We start from the raw sequence: 21,696 nt of genomic DNA on the forward strand, positions 1-21,696 counted from the left end.
CCATGAGCACAGATACAGCACCCGTTTTCGAACGGCCCCTGCCCGTCCCGACCCCGCTGACCCAGCCGTTCTGGGATGCGCTGGCCGAACACAAGGTTCGCATCCAGTACTCCCCGTCACTGGGCGAATACGTCTTCTACCCCCGGCCGCTGGCCCCGCGCACCCTGGCCGACGACCTTCAATGGCGAGAGATTCCCGGCACCGGGACCCTCTACACCTACACGATCACCACCCGGCCGGTGTCACCACATTTCGCGGCCGAGGGCCCGATGGTCCTGGCCGTCGTGCAATGGGATGAGGGCCCGAAGTTCTCCACCGAACTGATCAACATCGACCACGCAGACCTCACGATCGGCATGCGCGTCAAGCCGGTCTTCTGCGACTACCCGGCATCGGACATCACCATGCTGCGCTACGAACCGGAGGTCTGAAATGAGCACCGAAACCACCGACGCCCTGCCAGCGGTCACGCTGCGCATCGGCTCCGAAATCCGCACCCACGCCCAAGGAGTCCACGAGCACGTGAACCCGGCCACCGGCCAGGTGGATGCCCGCGTGCCGATGGCCGGACCAGCAGAGGTCGATGAGGCCGTCCAGGCCGCCCATCTGGCCTTCGCCACGTGGAAGGCCACGCCGGCCGCCGAGCGCGGACGGGCCCTGCTCAAACTCGCCGAGCTCGTCGAAGCGCACGTCGATGAGTTCACCGAACTCGGCATCGCCGATAACGGGACCCCACGGACCACCGCCCGACTCTCGGTGGATGCCGCCGCGACCTGGATCAGGTACTACGGGGGATGGGCCGATAAGCTCCCGCTGGGCCGGATCTCCTCGACGGTCGGCGCGGGAGGGGTCTTCGGACACACCTTGCGCCAGCCCTACGGGGTCATCGGGGCGATCATCACCTGGAACGCACCGCTGATGTCCCTGGCGATGAAGGTCCCCGCGGCCCTGGCCGCCGGGAACACCGTCGTCGTCAAACCCAGCGAACTGACGCCCCTGGGCGTCATGCTCTTCGCCGATCTGGTCCATGAGGCCGGCATCCCCGACGGCGTCTTCAACGTCGTCACCGGCGGCGCCGACGCGGGTGCCGCCCTGGTGGAACACCCGCTGGTCAAGAAGGTGTCCTTCACCGGTGGCCCGGAAACGGCCCGTAAGATCACCGCCACCGCCGCGCAGACCTTCAAGCCGGTCCTGCTGGAACTCGGGGGCAAATCGGCGAATATCGTGTTCGAGGACGCCGACCTGGACGCCGCAGCCCAGCAGGCGGCCGTCATGGCCTTCGCGATCATGACCGGGCAGGGCTGCGCCATGCCGACCCGGCTGCTGGTGCAGGACTCCATCCACGACGAATTCCTGGCCAAGGTCGCCGCCATTGCCGGCTCCTTCAGCATCGGGGATCCCCAGGACCCGTCAACGATCTGCGGCCCGGTCGTCAACCAGGCGGCGATCGACAGGATCGAGGCCATGGTGGCCAGGGCCCAGGACGACGGCGCCCGACTGGTCATGGGCGGTTCCCGCGGCGACGGGGAACTGGCCGAGGGGTTCTACTACCTCCCGACCATCCTGGCCGACGTCGATCCTGCCAGCGAGCTGGCCCAGAAGGAAGTCTTCGGCCCCGTGCTGGCCGTGATGCGGTTCAGCGACGAAGCCGAGGCGGTCGCCCTGGCCAACGGGACCGACTACGGACTCTCCGGCTACCTCTGGACCGCGGATGCGCGCCGGGCCATCCGGATCACCGAAGAACTCGAGACCGGGGAAGTCATCGTCAACGGTGCCCCCAATGCCGTCACCGAACGGCCCTTCGGCGGGATCGGACACTCCGGCAACGGCAACGAAGGCGGGGTGGAAGGCCTGGAGGAATTCTTCTGGACCAAATCCGTCGCCTACGGAAACGGCTGATCCAGGCCCGACCCACACGTCACAACCGGTGGTCCCCGCCCAACCCGCGGGACCACCGGTGGGCTGTGACCGTTCCTGATCGGGGGCGGGTTGCGGACCCAAGAAATGTTCGCACCATGTTTCTTTCGCCGCGTCCCTGAAAGGTTGGGACAACGATGTCCGCACCCGCTGGCCGACAGGCCACCCTGCTCCAACAACTCAAAAAGCCGGGATTCGCCGCCGTCGTGGTGGTGCTGATCCTGGCCGAAATCGTCTCGGCCTTCGAACTGTCGATGATGTACGTGACCCTTCCAACACTGATCACCGAATTCCAGGTCGATGCCAACACCGTCGCCTGGGTGGTGACCGCCTACCTGCTGGTTTCCGCCTCCGCCGGGGTGATGGGCGGGCGCTTCGGGGATCTCTACGGCCGACGCAAGGTCCTGATCATCGTGCTGGCCATCGCCGGCGTCGGATCGCTGATCTCCCTGCTGGGTGGAACGCTGGGGATGATCATCCTGGGCCGGGCCATCCAGGGCACCGCAGGCGCGGTCATGGGGCTGGCCTTCGGCCTGGCCCGGGAACACCTGGACGAGGAGCGCGTCCCGGTGGGTGTCTCCATGATCGGGGCCTCGGCCCTGATCGCCGGTGCCGCCGGGGCCTTCATCGCCGGGTTCATGATCGACGTCTTCTCCTGGCATGGCATTTTCGCCTTCGCCGCGGTTCTGGCTGGAGTCGCCATCGTCACCATCCTGATCGTCATCCCCCGGGACACGACAGCGCCCACCACGGAAAAACCCGACTACCTGGGGGCCCTGCTGCTGCCCATCGCCGTCAGCGCCATCCTGCTGGCCCTGTCAGGCAGTTCCACCACAGGATTCGCCTCGGCCCGGTTCCTCGGTCTGATGGGCGCCGGACTGGTCGTGGCCGGCCTCTGGGCCTGGTGGGAACTGCGGGTGGAATCCCCGATCGTGAATCTGCGGATGTTCAAGAACCGGCAGATCGCCCTGGTCATGACGGCCACCCTCTGTGCCGCCATCGGACCGATCGGCGGGTTGGCCGTACCGACGCAAATGGTCCTGCAATATCCCACCAGCGAAGGCTTCGGGCTGGGCTTCAGCGCCACGGCAGCTGGGGTGCTCAGCTGCATCACGGCGTTGCTGGGCTTCGCCTTCTCCCCGCTGGGCGGGCGGATGGCCCACCGGTTCGGTGCCCGTTCGGTCTTCGTCTGCGGGCTGACCCTGATGACCGCTGCCCTGGCCATCATCCTGCTGTCCTTCGGCAACGCCCCGCTGTTCATCATCGCGCAGGGAATCAACGGGATCGGCATCTCGCTGACCTTCGGTGCGCTGCCCAATGTACTCATCGAAGCCATTCCCGAGGCCAATACCTCCGAAACCGCGGGGACCAACACCATGGTGCGTAACGTCGGGCAGTCGGCGGCGACAGCTATCGGCGCCTACATCCTGGCCAGCTACCAGAACCCCAGCACGACGCTGGTCAACCAGAACGGTGTCAGCGCGGCCCTGCTGTTCGTGCTGGCCTTCTCGGTCCTCTCGGTGGTGCTGGGCCTGATGCTCAAACGCCACCCGGTGAAATGGGTTCCCGAGACGGCTGCCGAACGTGATGCGCGCCGCGGGAAAAACGCCGTGACCGTACCGTCCGCTCACCACGGATAGACAAGAACTAGAATCCCATTATAGTATTTATGAAGACGTGACCCGCACCACCGTCCGGTGCGCGTCCACAGCAGCACGGGGGACACCCGTGGAAGGAGCCAATCCCATGACGATCAACGTCGAGAACATCGGGAAGACCACTGAAGGAGATCCCTACAGCTGGGATTCACAGGATGCGCTGCTCTATGCGCTCAGCGTCGGAGCGGGTGCTTCGGATCCGGCGGAGCAGCTGGCGTTCACCACCGAAAACTCCCGCGGCATCGACCAGCAGGTCCTGCCCAGCTTCGCCGTCGTCCTGGGCGGCTCGGGCGGTTCGATGGAAGACCTGGGGGACTTCAAGCTCTCGCAGATCCTCCATGGCGGCCAGGCCATCACCCTGCACCGCACCCTGGAACCGGCAGGCACCGTCATCCCGGTCAGCGGGATGACCGCCGTCCACGATAAGGGCAAGCATGCCGTGATCGAATTGACCACCGAGCTGCTCGATGCCCGGACCCGCGAACCGGTGGCCACCAGCGTGACCACCATGATCATCCGCGGAGAAGGCGGATTCGGCGGGGATCCGGGGCCGAAGGAAACCTGGGCCGTCCCCGACCGTCCGGCCGACACCACCGTGACCCGGAAGACCGCCGACAACCAGGCGCTGCTCTACCGCCTCAACGGGGATCGCAACCCGCTGCACTCCGACCCGCAACTGGCCCGGATGGTCGGCTTCGAACAGCCGATCCTGCACGGTCTGTGCACCATGGGCTTTGCCAGTCTGGCGGTCCTCGAGGAGGTGGCCGAGGCCGATCCCGACCGCTTCGGTGCCATCAGTGTCCGGCTGGCCTCCCCGGTGGTGCCCGGCGATGAACTGACCACCACCATCTGGCATACCGAGACCGGCGCGGTGTTCCAGGTTCGCGTGGGGGAGACGGTCGTCCTGGACCGTGGCACCTACACCCACCGCCCCGTCGGGGCGGAACAGGGAACCGATGCCGGTGAGGCTGTGGCCTCACCGGAAACCAGCAGGGAGGAAACCCGATGAAGATTGCCGTCTTGATCAAACAAGTCCCCGACACCTGGGACGAAAGGCAACTCACCCCAGCCGGGCATGTGGACCGGGCTGCGAGCGAACGCATTGCCGACGAAATCACCGAACGAGCCCTCGAGGTCGCCTTGCTGCACAAGGATGCCGATAAATCGGTGGAGATCGTGGCCGTGACCATGGGACCCGAACAGGCCAGCGATGCCCTGCGCAAGGCCCTGCAGATGGGGGCCGATTCGGCCCTGCATATTGTCGATGACGCCCTGGCCGGCTCCGACGCCCTGACCACCGCACGGGCCCTGGCCGCTGGGGTCAAGGACGGCGGATTCGACCTGGTTCTGGCAGGGAACGAATCCACCGACGGGCGCGGCGGCGTGGTCCCGGCGATGATCGCCGAACTGCTCGGGATCGCGTTCGCCGGGCCGCTGAACACCGCCGACGTCACCGGCGGATCGATCAGCGGGGAACGCGAGGGGGCCGAGGGCACCGAAACGGTGACCGCGGCCCTGCCCGCAGTGGTTTCCATCACCGAACGGGCCGCCGAACCACGCTTCCCCAAGTTCAAGGGCATCATGACCGCCAAACGCAAGCCCGTCACCGTGCACGACGCCGCCACACTCGGCCTCACCGATCTGGGGCACGAGGGCGGGAACCTGGTGATGGCTTCCAGCAGGCGCCCCGCCCGAACCGCGGGGCCCAAAATCATCGACGAAGGCCAGGCAGCCTCCGAACTCATTGACTACCTCAGCGCCGAACACCTGATCTGAAGGGACTGGAGACCATGAGCACTATTCTCGTCAACTGTGAAATGGCGGCCAACGGCACGCTGCGCCCCCATACCGCCCATCTGCTGGCACTGGCCTCCCAACTGGGCGACCCGGTCGCCGTGGTCGCGGCACCTGCGGGCACCACGGTGGTCGCCGAACTGGCCGCCTGGGGTGCCCCCGTCGTGGTGGTCGCCGAAACCCCGGCAGCCACCAGCCACGTCGCCGCCGGTGCCGTCGCCGCCCTGGCCGAGGCCCTGAACCGTTACGAACCGGCAGCCGTGCTGGCCTCCACCACTGCCGATGCCCGGGAGACCATCGGCCGCTTGGCGGCCCGCACCGGGAACCCCGTGGTGCTGGAGGCCATCGACGTCACCACCGCCGACGGCAGGATCCGCGCAACGCATTCGGTCTATGGGGGCAACTACACCACCGAATCCACCGTCGGCTCCGGCGTCGCGCTGGTGACCGTCTCCTCCCACGGCCTCCCGGCCCTGCCGGCCGTCGAAGCCCCGACGGTTGAAACCCTCGACCTGGACGTGGCGACCAGCACCGCGGCGGCCATCACCGCCATCCAGCCCGTCGAGGCCAGCTCAGGCCGGCCCGAGCTGACCTCGGCCAAAATCGTGGTCTCGGGTGGACGCGGACTGGGTTCGGCGGAGGATTTCGCCCTCGTGTCAACGCTGGCCGACGCACTCGGTGCCGGCCTCGGGGCTTCCCGCGCCGCAGTGGATGCCGGCTACATCGGCCAAAACCATCAGGTCGGGCAAACCGGTGTCAGCGTCTCGCCCGACCTCTACCTGGCCGTGGGCATCTCGGGGGCCATCCAGCACCGCGCCGGCATGCAGACCGCACAACGGATCGTGGCCATCAACGAGGATGCCGACGCCCCCATCTTCGAGATCGCCGATTTCGGCATTGTTGGCGACCTGTTCACGATCCTTCCGCAGCTGAATCGGGCCCTCGCCGAACGTGCCGGCGTCGGTGCCACCGTCTAGGGGAGGACCAGCGATGACAGCGACAGCCCAGCGCGGGCGAAAGAAACCGGCGAAAGGTCAGCGGCCCGCCGGGTGGAAGGCGATGCTCTGGTGGATCGGTGCTGCCATCGTGGCACTGGCCGTCGTCGTCCTGCTGGCCCGGTGGGTCCGCGGGCTGGAACCGGTGCAGGAATTTCTGCTCACCTACCCCGGACAGTCCGAACTTCCCGAAGGGGCACCCGTCGGGCTACCTGCCTGGCTGGGATGGCAGCACTTCCTCAACGCGTTCTTCCTGGTCCTGATCATCCGTTCCGGCTGGAAGGTGCGCAACACCGCCAGACCCCCGGGGCATTGGACCCGCCGGAACACCGGATGGTTCAAAACCCGGAATAAACCCACCAAGATCAGCTTGGACCTCTGGTTCCATCTGAGCCTGGATGTGCTGTGGCTGCTCAATGGGCTGGTGTTCGTGGTGTTGCTCTTCGTCACCGGTGGGTGGATGAGGATCGTCCCCACCAGTTGGGACGTGTTCCCGAACGCGCTCAGTGCAGCCCTGCAATACGCCTCACTGAACTGGCCGATCGAGAACGGGTGGGTCAACTACAACTCCCTGCAACTGTTGGCGTATTTCGCCATCGTCTTCATCGCGGCACCGCTCGCGGCCATCACCGGCGTGCGGATGAGCTCTGCCTGGCCCAAGGGGCACCCGAAGCTGGACCAGGCCTACCCGATCGAACTGGCCCGCAAGATCCACTTTCCCGTCATGTTCTTCTTCGTCGGATTCGTCATCGTGCATGTGGGGCTGGTGTTCTCCACCGGGATGCTCGCCAACCTCAACCACATGTATGCAGCACGTGAGGGGGCAGGATGGCTGGGCTTCTGGCTCTTCGCCGCCTCACTGGCCGTCATGGTCGCCGCCTGGTTCCTGGCCCGACCGATCTTCCTGCGCCCCCTCGCCGGGTTGACGGGCAAGATCTCGAAATAAGGAAACCAGGCGCCGGACTCCGTCGCCGGGCAGCAGACAAGTCCCGCCCCTCGTTGGTCACCAACGAGGGGCGGGACTTGTGGAGCCGTTGCTACTCGGTGGCCAGTCCCTCCACGGGGGAGAGGCGGGCGGCCCGGCGAGCCGGGAGCACCGAGGCGGCCAGCGCTGCCAACACGCTGACACCCAAGACGAGTGCCAGCTGAGACCAGGGCAGCGACAGCGTCACATCGGTAAAGGAACCGATGGCCGACTGGGCGCCCAAGACACCATAGGTGGTGCCCAAGGCAATCCCCAGGGCCGCGGCGACCCCGGCGATCAGGATCGCCTCCAGGGCCAACATGGACTTCAACTGGCCCCGGGTCAGCCCCAGGGCCCGCAGCAACGCCGATTCGCGGGTGCGTTCGAGCACCGACAAGCTCAAGGTGTTGGCCACCCCGATCAGGGCGATGAACACGGCGACGGCCAGCAAACCGGAGACCACGAGCAACAACGTGTCGATGACCTGATTGAACAGCGACCGCTCCACGGCGCCACCGGCGACCTGGTAGTCCTGGACGTGCAGCTCGGTGGCCAGGGTACGGCTCAGACCCTCGAGCTGATCGGTGCTCAGCCCGCTGGCTGTTTTGAGCCATAACAGCGGATAGGCGCCCAGCTGATCGGGGCCCGCCTCGGCTGCGGCACGAGCCGCCGAAGCGCCCGTGGTGTATCCATCGAGCTGCTGCGCCGTTTCCATCGTCATCAGCGGGGCGGAAATCTCCGACTGGGAGTGCTGGGCGGCCAAGGAGCTGGCCGTGGATCCCTTGTACGCCGTGACCTCGACGTCGTCACTGCTGACCGATTGGCCCACCAGCACTTCGCCGGTGCCGGGGACCAGCGACGGGTCCTTCAGGACCCGCGCCAGTTCCTCGGCCGCTGCGGCATAGACCGGCTCCCCGGCGGCGTTTCGTCCCACGGGTTTGAGCAGCGCGACCTCCTCGATCCCGTCGACGCCCGCCGCGAGCTTCGCCTGCTGGGGGCCCAACTGGCCGGCGCCCGCCGCCGCATCGGGGCCGGGCAGTGCGCCGCCGTCGAAGCCCTCCCCGTAGTTGGCGGGGGAGTCCACGGTGACGTCGACCAGGTAGTTGCGGGCCAGTTCGTCGTTGAAGGACTGTTTGGTGGTCTGGGCGCCCACCATCATCATCGACACCAGGGTGACGCCGATGAGCAGCGCCGTGGCCGTGGCGGTGGTCCGCCCGGGGTTGCGCACCGAGTTCAACGAAGCCAGCTGCGCCGGAACTCCCGAACCACCGAAGAGCCGGCCGACCGCGCGGACGGCACCGGGCAGGAACAGCGAGGCGAGCATCAGCACCCCGATGAAGGAGAACAGGCCTCCGGCGAAGCCCAGCAGGAGCTGGCCGAGGACCGCGCCGCCGATCAACAACGCTCCGCCTCCGATCAGCAGCAGCAACCCGAAGATCAGGCGGACCTTGCCCACCCGGTTATGCACACTGGCGGAGTCCGCGGGGCGGAGGGCGGCCAAGGGGGCCACGCTCATCGCCTTGCGGGCCGGAGCCCAGGCGGCGATGAGGGTCATCACGGTGCCCGCGAGAAGGCCGGCGATCACGGCGCTCGGTGGCACGGCCAGCACGGCGAACGAGGCAGAGGGCAGGGTTGAAACGTAGCCCACCAGCCCGGCCATCACTCCGATGGCCAGCAGGACCCCCAGCACCGAGGAGACGAGCCCGACCACGAAGGCTTCGACGAGCACCGAACGGCGCAGCTGGGAGCTCAGGGCACCCAGGGTTCGGAGCAGGGCCAGTTCACGGGTGCGCTGGGCCACCAGGACCGCGAAGGTGTTCATGACCACCAGCCCGGTGACCACCAGGGCGATCAGTGCGAAGACCAACAGAACACCGGTGAGTTGGTCCTGGCCGCCGGTGAAGCCTGCCAGATCGTCGACGGTGCGTTCCTGAGCGGTCATCACCGACGCCTGGGAGACACCCGCGGACTTCAATGCGGCCGCAACGGCCGAGGCGGCCTCTGCCGGGTCGGTGCCCGCATCGAGGCGTACCAGCAGGGATTCGTACTGCGGGTCCGAACCCATCAGGGTGCTGTAGCGCTGGGGGGAGACGGCAACCTGCAGATTCGACCCCATGAAAGGGCTGTTGCTGGAGGTCGTGATACCGCTGATCCGGGCCGTGAAGTCCACGGTGGAGCCGTCCGGGGAGGAACCGGACATCCCGACTTCGTCGCCGACCTTCAGGTGATAGCTCTCGGCGTGCTGGCGGTCCACGGTGATTTCCTCGCGGTCTGCCGGAACGGCACCGGAGTCCAGCTCGGTGGTGCGCAACTGTTCGTCGGAGACAAAGGATTGCACGATGGCGTTATAGTCGCCCGAGCCGGTTTCGATCCTGGCTCCGGCGCTGCTTTGGGCCTCCGCGGCGGCGACCCCGGGGGCCTTGCGGACCGCGGCGAGTTGCTCGGGGCCGAGGCCCACGGCCTCGTCGGTCTCATCGGGGCTGATGCCGGCAACCAGATCGGCGTTCTGGTAGGCCTCACCGATGCTGCGTTCCAGCGAGGCGGTGGTCGAGGCATTGACCATGAGGGTGGCCGCCAGGAAGGCGGTGCCGATCATGACGGCCAGGGTGACGGCGATGAAACGCCGTGAGTACATGCGGATATTAGCCAGCGCGAGTGAAAACACCTCAGGCCCCCAGTCCGGCCAGCGCCGAGGTGACGCTCTCCGGCGTCGGATCCGACAGATGGCCGACCAGTTCCCCGTCGCGCATCAGCACCACCTCATCGGCATAGCCTGCGGCTGCCGGGTCGTGGGTGACCATGATGATGGTCTGGCCCATTTCCCGGACCGAGGAACGCATCAGGGAAAGCACTTCGGCACCGGTGCGTGAATCGAGGTTTCCGGTCGGCTCGTCACCGAAGACGACGGCGGGGCGGGTGAGCAGGGCGCGGGCCACGGCCACGCGTTGTTGTTGTCCGCCGGAGAGTTCGTGCGGTTTATGGGAGAGGCGGTCCGTGATGCCCAGGGTGTCCACGACGGTGGCGAGCCAACCGGCGTCGTGCTTTTTCCCGGCGAGTTGGAGCGGCAGCAGGATGTTCTGTTCGGCGCTCAAGGTGGGCACCAGGTTGAAGGACTGGAAGACGAAGCCGATCTTCTCGCGGCGCAACCGGGTCAGCTGGTCATCGTTCATCGAGGTGATGTCCTGGCCAGCGATCATGATGGAACCGCTGGTGGCCGAGTCGAGGCCGGCCAGGCAATGCATCAACGTGGACTTTCCCGAACCCGAAGGCCCCATGATGGCGGTGAAGCGTCCGGCCTCGAAGCCGATGTCCACGCCGGCCAAGGCGTGGACCGCTGTGCTGCCGCTGCCGTAGACCTTGGTGAGGCCGCGGGCAGAGACTGCCTGGGTGGTGGTTGAGGTGTGAGTCATGGTCATACTGAATAATTTATGCGGACCCTCCCTCCCGGCGGATCAACCCGGCGGAGGGTCTTCGTGGTCCCGCACGTCATACCGAGGTATGACGAGGCACAGGTCAGCGACGGATTGGGGGTATCGGTGCCGGCACCTGGTGTGGCGATCACGGACCGTCCAGCAAAGGAACGGCAGAATAGGCCCATGACTGTGCGTTCCTCCACTGCCGCCGCCGTGCTGGCCCCCCTCATGACCTTGGCCTTGCTCACCGGCTGCAGCAAACCTGCCGAACCCCAGGTGCCCCCGACACCCGCGGCTTCCTCGACGCCGGCTCCCAGCCCCTCCGCCCCGGCAGTCAAAACCTCGGGGATGAAGAAGGACCTGGCAGGGTTCACCACCAAGCTCTACACCGGGAAATCGGTGCCCAGCAGTGGCCCGGCAACCCAGGCGCTGAAACAGTCGAAGGCTCCGAAGCGGGCCGCCTCCGTCAAGGCTGCGACCGGAACCTGGAAGAAGGAGCAATTTGCCGTGCTCACCAGTGGCAAGGACGTCACCCTGGTGGTGAAGAAGAAGGGCACGTGGACCGCAGTGGGCGGTTGGTGGCCCTCACTGGGGATCAAGGATGCGGCGCTGGGCGGGAAACGCCATGTGCTGCTCATGGGTTCGGACGCCCGGGAAAAGCAAGGCGAAAAGATCGACGAGGCACGGGCCGATGCCCTGCAGGTCGTCGGTGTTGACGGTCGGGGTGGCGGCGGGGTGATGGGCATCCCGCGGGACCTGTGGGTGCCCCAGGCCAACGGCAGGAACGCCAAGATCAATAGCGCCCTCTCCACCGGTGGGCCCACGGCACAGACGAAGACCGTTGAAAAAGCCACCGGACTGCCGATCCAGGGATACGTCCTGACCGGGTTCACCGGGTTCCAGAAGATGATCGACGAGCTCGACGGGATCACCATCAACGCGCCGATGAAGGTGCGGGCGGTGGAGAAGGGCAAACAGCAGGTCGACGGGTACGACGCCTTCTGGTTCACCCGCGAACGCAAGACCCTGCCCAACGGTGACTTCGACAGGACCTCCAACCAGGGGATCGCGCTGGCGGGAATTGGGGCCAAGGCGGTGGCCGAGGGCCCGGCAGGCCTGGCGAAGGTGCTCGATATCGCCGATCGGCATGTCTCCACCAACCTGAGCGCCGAACAGGCCCTGACCTTCGGCGCCTGGGCCTATCAGATCGACCTGAAGAAGATGGGGCACCAAGTGCCGACCGCCGACTATGGACGCAGCGCAGATGGCCAATCCATCCTGGAAGCCACCAGCGCAACCCGGAAGGTGTTTAAGGATTTTGCGGACGGAAACCTGCCGAAATAACAACAAATATCGCCCATCGTGTCCTTTTCGTTACAATAGGTGAGGCGTCGTTTGGCGTCTGACCTAGTGAAGGAGGCGGATGCGCGCGACGGCCATAGGCTCGAACCAGCGCTCCACCCTGCGCTGGGCCGCCCTCCTCGGCACCCTGATGCTGGTGGGCTCCCTCGGTATCCTGCCCGCTTCCGCCGCTGAAACATCCCCCGAAGTTGCCGCGGATTCGGTGAGCACCACCACCGAGACCGGCCCTGACTCGCCGTCCGTCACGCCGCCGGAACCCACCGATCCGCAGATCACGACGGATCCTAGTGAATCTTCACAGCCGACGGAACCGACGGAAACACCAGAGCCTTCGGAATCAACGGAACCGACGGAGCCGATCGACCCCACGACGGAGCCGCCCAGCACGGATCCCACGACCCCGCCGCCATCCTCGACGCAGCCCTCGGAGCCTGGCTCCTCCTCGGGATCCAGCGGGCCATCCTCGAGCTCCTCGGCGGAGCCTCCCGCCCCGGCGCCGTCGACCACGCCGTCGAAAACGTCGCCGGGCATCATCCCGGCACCGCCGAAGCCCCCGAAGTATCCCTCGAAGCCCGGCAGTTCGACGCGCAGCCCGGGGCCCGGACAGTCCTCGACTACTCCCCAGGGCCCGCGCCCGGGAGCACAGTATGGTGCCCGCGATGCCCGGACTGGGTTTCTGATTGATCCGGCCAGCGGCTATCCCATCCACCCGAAGACCGGGTTGCTCATCGAACCGGGCACCGGACGCATGCTGGTGCGTGGTTCGCTGGAGGCCAGTGACTTCGTCTACGACCAGGCGACCCAGAGCGTGAAGCTCTCCATCCAGCAGCAGGACGGCAGCTCGGCACCTGGGGAGCCGGACTCCTCGGCCGGCGCCGGGGACGGGGCAACGAACGCCGCAGGCGTCCTTCCGCCGTCGAACCCGGCACAGCAGGCGGAGGCTTCCACTGGGCGCCCCTCCGCAGTGATGGGACTGGTCATGTCGCCTTCGGCCCCGGCCATTGGTTTGGGCACCCTGCTGGCCTTGGGAGGGCTCTGGTACTTCTTCGTGTTCGTCCGCCAGCCCAAGCCGAAACCCCAGTACCGCCGCTGATGCCGGCAAAAAGCTACGGGGTGACAACCCCGGTGGCATAGGCGATGACCACTGCCTGCACCCGGTCACGGGCCTGCAGCTTGGACAGGATCCGCCCCACATGCGTCTTCACGGTCGCCTCGGAGAGGAAGAGTTCGGCGGCGATCTCCGGATTGGCTTTGCCCCAGGCAATGAGTTCGAAGACTTCGCGTTCACGTGCCGTCAGGGAAGCCACGGCCGCCTCATGCCCCGACGTGGTGGCTGCCGGTTGGCGCAGCATCGGCGCGACGTGGTCCAGCAGGCGCCGGGTGGTCGACGGGGCGATCACCGCATCCCCGCGGTACACCGTGCGGATGGCCTCGAGGAGCTCTTCCGGAGGGGCGTTCTTGAGGAGGAATCCGCTGGCCCCGGCATGGATGGCAGCCAGCGCGTACTCGTCCAGATCGAAGGTGGTCAGCACGATGATGCGCGGTCCGGTACCCGGCCCAGGGGCCAGGAGTTTGGCGGTCGTCTCAATCCCGTCCATCTCGGGCATGCGCACATCCATGAGGACGACGTCGGCCCGGGCCAGGGCGGGGGAGGCGAGGGCCTGCCGGCCGTTGGCTGCTTCGGCCACCACCTCGAGGTCGGGCTGCGAGTTGATCAGCATACGGAATCCGCTGCGGACCAGGAGCTGGTCGTCGACCAGTGCGACGGCGATCGGGGTGCTGGGCTGGGTGTCCACTTAGTCCTCGGTGTAGGGGATGAAGATGCGGGCGGAGAATCCACCGGTGCTCCGTGGCCCGGTCTCAATGCGTCCATCGTAGAGGGCGACCCGCTCCGCCATGCCGATGAGTCCTTGACGGGCCCCGATGTTCTCCTCGGTGGCGGCAGCACCACGTCCGTCGTCGGTCACTTCCACCTCGAGACCGGTGGAGGTCCACTCCAGGTGGACCTCGGAGGAAGCGGCCGGGCCGGCGTGTTTGATGGTGTTCGTCAGCGCTTCCTGGATGGCACGGTAGGCGGTCAATTCCGCGCCGGGTGGGAGCTCGCGTCGCGGGGACCCCGAGAGGGTGGAGGTCACTTCCAATCCGGCGGTCCGGGTTTCGTCCAGGAGCCAGTCAATATCGGCCAGCGTGGGCAACGGGCGGGTGGAGGCTTGCTCGTCGCCACGCAGGACACCGAGCAGCCGGCGCATCTCGCGCAATGATTTTCGGCCGGTTTCCGAAATGGTGCCCAGGGTTTCGCGCGCGACCTCGGGGTCGTGTTCGCTCGCGTAGCGGGCACCGTCGGCCTGGGTGATGATGACCGAGAGTGAATGGGCGACGATATCGTGCATTTCCCGGGCAATCCGGCCGCGTTCGTCGGAGGCGGCAAGATCGCGTTCCTGTTGGCGTTCGATTTCCAGCCGGCTGGCCCGGTCGGACAAGGCTTGCATGGCTAATCTGCGGGTACGGGCCAGGTCTCCGAAGGTCCAAGCCACGAGGACGATCAGGGCCAGACCCACGAGGCTCGGCAGCATGTGGAGGCCGATGGCCTGCCCGGTCGGATTTCCAAAGCGCAGTGTGGCCAGTATGGCCCCGAGCATGCCGGCGCCGAGTCCTGCGTAGGAGGCCCAACGTTTCCCATACTTCGCCAAGGAAAAGACCACGATGGGGACGGTCAGCTGAGAGGGAAGGAACGTCTGGAGGAGGATGACTTGGGCCAGGCATCCGAGCACGACGACGGCGCTGCTCAGCAGCAGATGGGAGCGCCGCCAGATCAGCGGCAGGACCTGCAGCGATCCGATGATGAACTCGAGGACGCGGTGCTGCCCGGAAAAACCACCCAAGAGGAAGGCCGACAGGGTGAGGAGCAGCCACAGCCCGATGGCTAGTGCCCCGTCGACTTTGCCCGGGTGGTTTCGGATCCAAACATCCAGGGTGCGGTGCGGGGTCATGGGCCTACTCTACTTTTGGTCGTCCCCGCCCCGCGTCATACCTCGGTATGGTCCCGGGGGCATTTGAGGGGACTGACCCCAGGATGTGGCTAGAAGGATTCGGCCGAAGTCCAAAGAACTAAACGTGATAAACGGCCGCAAATTTCACGTGGACCAAGCCCTCCTCTAGCATTGTTTAGTTGTCAAAGCGTTAAATCATGGGGGAAACTGCAGTGAAATTCAAGCGGCATAAAGCAAATGATCGGCAGGAGTCGATTGCGCGAGGATATATCAAGGGTGTCTTTACGCCGCTCGTTTCATATGCCGTCAGTGCCATTGCCGCCACTCTGGCAATTCTCGTCTCCTCCGGTCCAGGGCATCAGGGTATTTTCATCGGACTGTTGGCTTTCGCCCTGGCGGTCCATGTGCTCGGGCTCTGGAGAAAAGGCGGAAAACTCGGGTACCGCCCAGTCATTCGTATCCTCGCTGCTGCTGCTGTCGCCGCCAATCTATCCAGTGTTGGTTTGTCAGATAGTAGGCCGGAAGCACCATATCTAGCCGTACTGGGCTTTATTGGTATTGGGTTGCCCGTACTATTCGAGCCTTCGCTGAGGCGGGCCATCGCTCTCCGCCTGCCGTTTGTCGCGCATTTGCCGGGAGTCCCTACGACGAAACAGCCGATCACGATCGATCGTCAGCTGCTCACAGCTAGTTCAATCGTGATCATGGCCGGCGGCGTCCTGCATGGCGCTGGACAACAGCTCTGGTGGTGGATCGCAGCTGTTGGCGTACTGGATATATTCTATGTGCTGGTTTTTCTACAAGCCGTTGCTCAGTTTCGGCAGTCAACGCTCGTCAAAAGAAATCTGGGGGACGGGCTGCTGCGTCTCGCACCAGAATTTATGATCTACACCTCGCTAGCGGAACCGGCTGCACATCAGGTGAAGATGTGGCTTCCCTACCTGGAGCGAACCGGGCGGCCCTTTGTGCTCGTCGCTCGCACCGAGCGTACGGCTCGCGATCTTGCTGGGGTGACAACCCATCCTGTTCTCCTATGCCGCTCCATCGAAGAGCTCGAGGAGGTCATGGTGGAATCAATGCGAGCCGTCTTTTACGTGAATGCTTCGTCCGGTAATAGCACGATGGTTCGGTACAGGAATCTCACACATGTCTTTCTTGGACATGGTGATTCGGACAAACCAACTTCGTATAACCCATTGCATGCCATGTATGACAAGATCTTCGCCGCGGGACCAGCTGCGATCAGAAGGTACGCTGCGCACGACATCTATATTGAACCCTCGAAGTTTGTTGTCGTCGGTCGCCCCCAGCTGGAGACTGTTATTCGCAAGGTCCGATCAGACGACAGTGCGGGACCGCAGACGGTTCTTTTTGCCCCAACGTGGCGTGGACATGTCGAAGAGACGAGTTTGTCTTCGCTGGCCGCAGGATTCGAGATCGTTTCGGCTCTCTTGGACCGTGGATGCCGGGTGATCTTCAGGCCACACCCGTTCAGTTATCAGTTTCCCGAGGACAGGGAACATATCTCCAGGATTCATGAACGCCTGATATCGGACTCCAAAATCACCGGCCGGGAGCACGTTTACGGTGTTGCAGCCGAAACGTTGCGGTCGATTACCGACTGCATCAACGAGTCCGACGCCATGGTTTCGGATGTGTCCAGTGTGGTATCCGACTACCTATATTCCGAAAAACCGTTCGCGATGATGTCGATTGGGATTGAAGCCGACCGGTTCTCGGAGCTGTATCCGGTCGGTGCGGCCGCATACGTTGTGGATGAATCCCTGACCTCTCTTTCGGGGTCGCTTGATGCCATGCTCGGCAGTGATCCGCTCCAGTCGGATCGAAGGAGATTGAGAGCCGACTATTTGGGCGACTTTCCCCTTGAAAACTATGCTTCAAATTTCGTCGAAGCCGCACGGTCACTGATAAAGCCGGCGGGAATCGAAGCATCACCGGTCGCTGGTGCCGCGACGACGAAGGTCCACTCTGTGGGGGCTGGGCAGAGTTCCAAAGCAGGTGAACCAAAGAAGAGCCGTCCGACAATCCACGCGGCGAACCGACCTAGCAAGCATGACGCAGAAACGCTTCCTCCATCGGCCACCGTCGGAGCGCCTATCGGTGCATCCCCCACGCCGGATGGACCCCGGCTACGACCAGGAATCCCCTCGGCGATCACCTTCGAAGGCGCGGCCAGTGAGTCGGGGCAGTTGGTGGTCTCCACCGTGGCGGCCCCCAAGGAGAATCTAATAGTCCACCTAGCGGGAAGGATCTGGAAGAGAGACTCGGGGCGGACCGTTCTACCGGTCACTCTGAACGTAGCGGTCTTTACGTTTGCGATCCTTGGCGCTTCTCCCCTCTTCGTGGCGGCTCTTGGCGTGGCCGCATCTGCTACCTACCTATTTCAAAACAAGCAGGCAGCCGGGGATTCTATAGCCGTGAATCGACTGCTCAGGGCAGTCAATGGTGCTCGGTCGCTCGGAGTAGCGGCGCTGGGTATTGCGCTGATAGGCCGGTACGGCTGGACCTGGTGGCTTGCTGGTGCAGCAACCTTCCTTATCCTATCCATCGTGATGGAAACAAGCATCCATAAAGCCTGGCGCGTGAGTGGTCTCGAATGCAGGAACGTCCACGGGGTCGAGACCCGCGGCTATCAGCCGATTGCTCGGGGATACGCAACGCTCATTGCTAGCGTTGCGATCGCGCTGTGCTGGATGCTCGCCTACGTCGGCTCCCACCCAGCAGTGATTTTCGTGGTCTCTGCAGTTCCTTTCCTGTTCGCCGTGTTTATCTTCTGCAGCGGATTGGAAAGAGGGGTGCGTAGCGCAAAATTGGAGACGTCCTTGCCCGACGTCTTGGAATCCATCTCTCCGGAGTTCGTCGTCTACTTCGGGGCAAAAACCGGTATTGATTACCAGCTGGGTATGTGGCTGGAATACTTTGAAGAAATGAACAAGCCGTTCATTATCGTGACTCGAAATATCGTCATGATGCGTGAAATTTGGCCGCGCACCACGGCCCCGGTCATCTACAGGAAAACGCTCCGCAGCCTGGAAGATGTCATTACGCCGTCGTTGAAGGTCGCCTTTTACGTCAACAATGCCGGCAACAATTCCCATTTCATTGAACGGCGCGACCTTAAACATGTGTGGCTCAACCACGGGGATTCCGAGAAGCCAGCCTGCTATAACCCGGTACACAACATCTATGACTTCATTTTTTCAGCAGGCCAGGCTGGCGTGGACCGCTATGCCCGCCAAGGGGTAACGATCCCACCCGAGAAATTTAGGATCGTAGGGCGCCCCCAAGTCCGCGAGGTTCTGCGTCCAGGTTCCTACCAAAATGAGCAAGGTTCCAAGACCGTGCTGTATGCGCCGACGTGGAGGGGGCCGTATAAGGATACGGAAGTCTATTCGCTGCGTCATGGTGAAGAGATAGTCTCCGCCCTGCTGCAGCGTGGTTGCACCGTAATATTCCGGGCCCATGTTCTGAACTATCAATTTCCGGACGACGTAAAAAGGATTAATCGAATTAGTCGCCTTCTTCGTAAGAACGCAGCCAAGACAGGCAGAGCCCACAAATGGGGTCGGAAAGCAGAGACTCGCATGAGTATCGTTGACTGCTTCAACTCCTCTGATGCGATGATTTCTGATGTGTCGGCCGTGGTGTCGGATTACCTGCAGTCTGAAAAGCCCTTTGCCGTAGTCGCAATGAAAAAGTCTCCCACGGAGCTGGAAGTTGAATTGCCCGCATCAGCGGCTGGCTATCTTCTTAGAGAAGATCAGTCCAATCTTCAGATGGTTCTGGACGAACTATTAGGTGCCGACTCGAAATCCGTTCTGAGGACTGAAATGCGCAACTACTACCTTGGAGAGTTTGACCAAACTGAGTATTCGAACCAGTTTCGTATTGCGAGTGAGGACCTGATAAATAGCGTGGGTCCCAACATGGATTCAATTCGCTCTGTTGACTCGATTGCGGCCGACAGCGTGCTCTGAACTCGCTCAAAAGTGACCAAAGAGTTCAGGTGGACTAAAGATTGCTCGTATGACGAACCCGGAGGTTAGCTGGATCTCGATCGTGGGTCAGGTGTTGTAGCACTGGTCGTATGCCGAACAGTGGGACCGGTTCTGGTGTCGGCTCGCAGATATAACACGGCCTTCAGGGTCAGGCGTATTACTGCGCCAGAGAAGAAGATTGCGAGTGGCTTGAAAGACTGAACTCTGCCCAGGATCTCATGATGGGGTGAGGGATAAGACAAGTGTTGCGGGCTTCATAAACGTCGAGAGTGAGACAGAACAAATCCGTGCGCAGCCCTTTTCCCTAGTATCAAATAGCGAGACAGTTTGTCCGGGATGCGGACGCCGCAATAATCTGGATACATGAGCAACGCGATTGATGTGGCCGTCATCTCCGGTGACGGCATTGGCCCCGAGGTCATTGCCGAAGCCATCAAGGTCCTGAAGAAGGCAACCGAAGGCGGTGACCGTTCACTGCGGTTCACCGACTACAGCCTGGGCGCCCAGCATTGGTTGGAAACGGGCGAAACCCTCACCGATGAGACTCTTGAATCCATCCGCGCCCACGAAGTGATCCTTTTTGGAGCAGTCGGTGCGGCGCCGGGGGATACCCGCATTCCTTCGGGGCTGATCGAACGCGAACTGCTGCTCAAATTGCGCTTCAGCCTCGACCACTACATCAACCTGCGGCCGTCGCGCCTGTACCCGGGCGTCCCTAGCCCGCTGGCGCACCCCGGAGACATCGATTTCGTTGTTGTCCGTGAGGGAACCGAGGGCCCTTACGTCGGCAACGGTGGTGCACTGCGAGTCGGCACCGAACACGAGATCGCCACCGAGGTCTCCGTTAACACCGCTTATGGCGTCGAACGCGTCGTCCGCGAAGCCTTCCGCCGTGCCAGCGAACGTCAGCGCCGCCACGTCACTCTGGTCCATAAGCACAATGTCCTTGTTTACGCCGGGCATCTGTGGCGCAGGACCGTCGAGACCGTAGCCGCTGAGTATCCGGACGTCACTCACGACTACATGCACGTCGACGCGGCGACGATCTTCATGACCACGAATCCTTCACGTTTCGACGTCATCGTCACCGACAACCTGTTTGGTGACATTCTCACTGACCTCGCAGGGGCCGTGACCGGCGGAATCGGGCTGGCTGCCTCGGGGAACATCAACATGCTCGGTACCGGTCCTTCGATGTTCGAACCGGTCCACGGCTCGGCTCCGGATATCGCGGGACAGCAGATCGCCGACCCGACCGCGGCGATCCTCTCCGCGGCGCTCCTGCTGGAACATGTGGGCCTGACCGATGCTGCCCGCAAGGTAGAAGCCGCCGTTGAAAAGGACCTCGACTCACGGGCGGAACTGACCGATCCGAGATCAACTGCGGAAGTCGGCGACGCGATCACGCTGGAGCTGTCATAAGCTGGTGCCGGAACAACGTCCCGTGTGAGGGGCGGCACGAAAACTTTGCAGAGGAAGTGCGTAGGCACCATGGAATTCTCACAACAGCTCTCCACCACCCCCAAGAGCGCCGAAGAACGCGCCAAGATTCTGGCAGATCCCGGATTTGGCGATTACTTCACCGACCACACCGCCGTCGTCGACTGGACCCAGGATGCCTCCGGCAAGGGGGTCTGGCACGATGCCCGGATCGAACCCTATGGCCCGATCATGATGGACCCGGCGGCATCGGTCCTGCACTATGGGCAAGAGATCTTTGAGGGGCTGAAGGCCTACCGTCACGCCGACGGAAGCGTCTGGACCTTCCGGCCGGAAGCCAACGCGGCGCGCTTCAACACCTCAGCCCGCCGGCTGGCCCTGCCAGAACTCCCGACCGATGTGTTCATTGATTCGCTGAAGCGCTTGGTATCGGTTGATGTTGATTGGGTTCCCTCCGGCGAGGGGGAGGCGCTGTACCTGCGCCCGTTCATGATCGCCACGGAAGCCTTCCTGGGAGTGCGTCCCTCCCACGAGGTCTCCTACCGCGTCATCGCTTCACCGGCAGGAAACTACTTCGGCGGCGAATTGAAGCCGGTCTCCATCTGGCTGTCCACCCAGTACGCCCGGGCCGGTCACGGCGGCACGGGTGAGGCGAAATGTGGTGGGAACTACGCAGCTTCCTTGGCGGCCCAGCTCGAAGCAGAGGCCAACGATTGCAAGCAGGTCCTCTTCTTGGATCCCACGAATGACTTCGCAGTCGATGAGCTGGGTGGCATGAATGTCTTCTTCGTCTTTACCGATGGCACGCTGGTCACCCCGGAACTGAACGGGAACATCCTGCACGGCGTGACCCGGTCCTCCGTGATGGAACTGGCCCGCGAGCGTGGCCTGACGGTCCAAGAGCGCAAGATTACTATCGACGAATGGCGTAGTGCGGCGGCTGACGGTTCCCTCGCCGAGGTCTTTGCTTGCGGCACCGCTGCGGTCATCACTCCCATCGGGGAACTGAAGACCACCGATGAATCGATCGTGACACCGGAAACCGGCAAGGGCTCGGTGGCCATGGCCATCCGTGAACAATTGCTCGGCATCCAGACCGGAACCATCGAAGATACCCACGGGTGGCTCACCCGCCTCGTGTAGG

At 63.8% G+C, this 21,696-nt stretch carries 17 protein-coding genes; 12 read left to right on the top strand and 5 right to left on the bottom strand.

All coding sequences use genetic code 11. The features are described from left to right. Positions 1-2 precede the first annotated feature (2 nt). From FM101_RS09060 to FM101_RS09090, 7 genes are all read left to right on the top strand, one after another. Positions 3-431, top strand: a complete 429-nt coding sequence (locus FM101_RS09060; protein WP_086998587.1) for a Zn-ribbon domain-containing OB-fold protein — start codon at positions 3-5, stop codon at positions 429-431. Position 432: 1 nt separating this feature from the next. After that, a complete protein-coding gene (locus FM101_RS09065) occupies positions 433-1,899 on the top strand; it encodes an aldehyde dehydrogenase family protein (protein ID WP_086998589.1) in 1,467 nt (488 codons plus the stop codon). A gap of 155 nt (positions 1,900-2,054) precedes the next feature. After that, positions 2,055-3,557: an MFS transporter gene (locus FM101_RS09070; protein ID WP_086998591.1), complete on the top strand. Its 1,503-nt coding sequence runs from the start codon at positions 2,055-2,057 to the stop codon at positions 3,555-3,557. Between the two features lie 106 nt (positions 3,558-3,663). Beyond that, the gene (locus FM101_RS09075) at positions 3,664-4,584 is read left to right on the top strand and encodes a MaoC family dehydratase (protein WP_086998594.1); all 921 of its coding nucleotides are present in this window, start codon (positions 3,664-3,666) and stop codon (positions 4,582-4,584) included. Further along, entirely contained in the window at positions 4,581-5,351 is a 771-nt protein-coding gene (locus FM101_RS09080) for an electron transfer flavoprotein subunit beta/FixA family protein (protein ID WP_086998597.1), read from the top strand. The genes FM101_RS09075 and FM101_RS09080 overlap by 4 nt, the downstream gene beginning before the upstream one ends. Before the next feature lie 14 nt (positions 5,352-5,365). After that, the gene (locus tag FM101_RS09085) at positions 5,366-6,346 is read left to right on the top strand and encodes an electron transfer flavoprotein subunit alpha/FixB family protein (RefSeq protein WP_245806667.1); all 981 of its coding nucleotides are present in this window, start codon (positions 5,366-5,368) and stop codon (positions 6,344-6,346) included. Positions 6,347-6,428: 82 nt separating this feature from the next. Next, positions 6,429-7,310, top strand: coding sequence for a cytochrome b/b6 domain-containing protein (locus tag FM101_RS09090; protein WP_086998603.1), 882 nt, complete (start codon positions 6,429-6,431; stop codon positions 7,308-7,310). A gap of 91 nt (positions 7,311-7,401) precedes the next feature. Here the strand turns inward: FM101_RS09090 and FM101_RS09095 are convergent, their stop codons facing one another. Beyond that, entirely contained in the window at positions 7,402-9,963 is a 2,562-nt protein-coding gene (locus FM101_RS09095; protein ID WP_245806668.1) for an ABC transporter permease, read from the bottom strand. A gap of 31 nt (positions 9,964-9,994) precedes the next feature. Further along, complete coding sequence (locus FM101_RS09100) at positions 9,995-10,744, bottom strand: ABC transporter ATP-binding protein (protein ID WP_086998609.1); 750 nt, start codon at positions 10,742-10,744, stop codon at positions 9,995-9,997. Positions 10,745-10,924: 180 nt separating this feature from the next. Here FM101_RS09100 and FM101_RS09105 point away from each other — a divergent pair, with 180 nt between their 5' ends. After that, positions 10,925-12,085, top strand: a complete 1,161-nt coding sequence (locus FM101_RS09105) for an LCP family protein (RefSeq protein ID WP_143269261.1) — start codon at positions 10,925-10,927, stop codon at positions 12,083-12,085. A gap of 63 nt (positions 12,086-12,148) precedes the next feature. On the opposite strand, the gene FM101_RS09110 is transcribed toward FM101_RS09105, so the two are convergent. After that, complete coding sequence (locus FM101_RS09110) at positions 12,149-12,634, bottom strand: hypothetical protein (protein ID WP_143269262.1); 486 nt, start codon at positions 12,632-12,634, stop codon at positions 12,149-12,151. Between the two features lie 190 nt (positions 12,635-12,824). Between FM101_RS09110 and FM101_RS09115 the strand changes: the two genes are divergently transcribed. Further along, the gene (locus FM101_RS09115; RefSeq protein WP_086998618.1) at positions 12,825-13,196 is read left to right on the top strand and encodes a hypothetical protein; all 372 of its coding nucleotides are present in this window, start codon (positions 12,825-12,827) and stop codon (positions 13,194-13,196) included. Positions 13,197-13,209: 13 nt separating this feature from the next. Here the strand turns inward: FM101_RS09115 and FM101_RS09120 are convergent, their stop codons facing one another. Both FM101_RS09120 and FM101_RS09125 read right to left on the bottom strand, forming a co-directional pair. Next, entirely contained in the window at positions 13,210-13,899 is a 690-nt protein-coding gene (locus FM101_RS09120; protein ID WP_086998621.1) for a response regulator, read from the bottom strand. Next, the gene (locus FM101_RS09125; protein ID WP_086998624.1) at positions 13,900-15,093 is read right to left on the bottom strand and encodes a sensor histidine kinase; all 1,194 of its coding nucleotides are present in this window, start codon (positions 15,091-15,093) and stop codon (positions 13,900-13,902) included. Between the two features lie 197 nt (positions 15,094-15,290). Here FM101_RS09125 and FM101_RS09130 point away from each other — a divergent pair, with 197 nt between their 5' ends. The 3 genes from FM101_RS09130 (at position 15,291) to FM101_RS09140 (ending at position 21,695) form a co-directional block, all read left to right on the top strand. Then, on the top strand, positions 15,291-19,091 hold the full coding sequence (locus FM101_RS09130; RefSeq protein ID WP_086998627.1) for a CDP-glycerol glycerophosphotransferase family protein: 3,801 nt from the start codon (positions 15,291-15,293) through the stop codon (positions 19,089-19,091). Between the two features lie 384 nt (positions 19,092-19,475). After that, a complete protein-coding gene (locus FM101_RS09135) occupies positions 19,476-20,534 on the top strand; it encodes a 3-isopropylmalate dehydrogenase (protein ID WP_086998630.1) in 1,059 nt (352 codons plus the stop codon). Positions 20,535-20,603: 69 nt separating this feature from the next. Beyond that, positions 20,604-21,695, top strand: coding sequence for a branched-chain amino acid aminotransferase (locus FM101_RS09140; RefSeq protein ID WP_086998632.1), 1,092 nt, complete (start codon positions 20,604-20,606; stop codon positions 21,693-21,695). Position 21,696: the final 1 nt, after the last annotated feature.

This window comes from Arthrobacter rhombi (genome assembly GCF_900163545.1).
Taxonomy (GTDB): Bacteria; Actinomycetota; Actinomycetes; order Actinomycetales; family Micrococcaceae; genus Arthrobacter_H; species Arthrobacter_H rhombi_A.

Bases quoted from the DNA above. Each gene is read 5' to 3' on its own strand.
- FM101_RS09060 (WP_086998587.1), top strand. From the start codon at position 3: ATGAGCACAGATACAGCACCCGTTTTCGAACGGCCCCTGCCCGTCCCG.
- FM101_RS09065 (WP_086998589.1), top strand. From the start codon at position 433: ATGAGCACCGAAACCACCGACGCCCTGCCAGCGGTCACGCTGCGCATC.
- FM101_RS09070 (WP_086998591.1), top strand. From the start codon at position 2,055: ATGTCCGCACCCGCTGGCCGACAGGCCACCCTGCTCCAACAACTCAAA.
- FM101_RS09075 (WP_086998594.1), top strand. From the start codon at position 3,664: ATGACGATCAACGTCGAGAACATCGGGAAGACCACTGAAGGAGATCCC.
- FM101_RS09080 (WP_086998597.1), top strand. From the start codon at position 4,581: ATGAAGATTGCCGTCTTGATCAAACAAGTCCCCGACACCTGGGACGAA.
- FM101_RS09085 (WP_245806667.1), top strand. From the start codon at position 5,366: ATGAGCACTATTCTCGTCAACTGTGAAATGGCGGCCAACGGCACGCTG.
- FM101_RS09090 (WP_086998603.1), top strand. From the start codon at position 6,429: ATGCTCTGGTGGATCGGTGCTGCCATCGTGGCACTGGCCGTCGTCGTC.
- FM101_RS09095 (WP_245806668.1), bottom strand. From the start codon at position 9,963: ATGTACTCACGGCGTTTCATCGCCGTCACCCTGGCCGTCATGATCGGC.
- FM101_RS09100 (WP_086998609.1), bottom strand. From the start codon at position 10,744: ATGACCATGACTCACACCTCAACCACCACCCAGGCAGTCTCTGCCCGC.
- FM101_RS09105 (WP_143269261.1), top strand. From the start codon at position 10,925: ATGACTGTGCGTTCCTCCACTGCCGCCGCCGTGCTGGCCCCCCTCATG.
- FM101_RS09110 (WP_143269262.1), bottom strand. From the start codon at position 12,634: ATGCCCGGCGACGTTTTCGACGGCGTGGTCGACGGCGCCGGGGCGGGA.
- FM101_RS09125 (WP_086998624.1), bottom strand. From the start codon at position 15,093: ATGACCCCGCACCGCACCCTGGATGTTTGGATCCGAAACCACCCGGGC.
- FM101_RS09130 (WP_086998627.1), top strand. From the start codon at position 15,291: ATGGGGGAAACTGCAGTGAAATTCAAGCGGCATAAAGCAAATGATCGG.
- FM101_RS09135 (WP_086998630.1), top strand. From the start codon at position 19,476: ATGAGCAACGCGATTGATGTGGCCGTCATCTCCGGTGACGGCATTGGC.
- FM101_RS09140 (WP_086998632.1), top strand. From the start codon at position 20,604: ATGGAATTCTCACAACAGCTCTCCACCACCCCCAAGAGCGCCGAAGAA.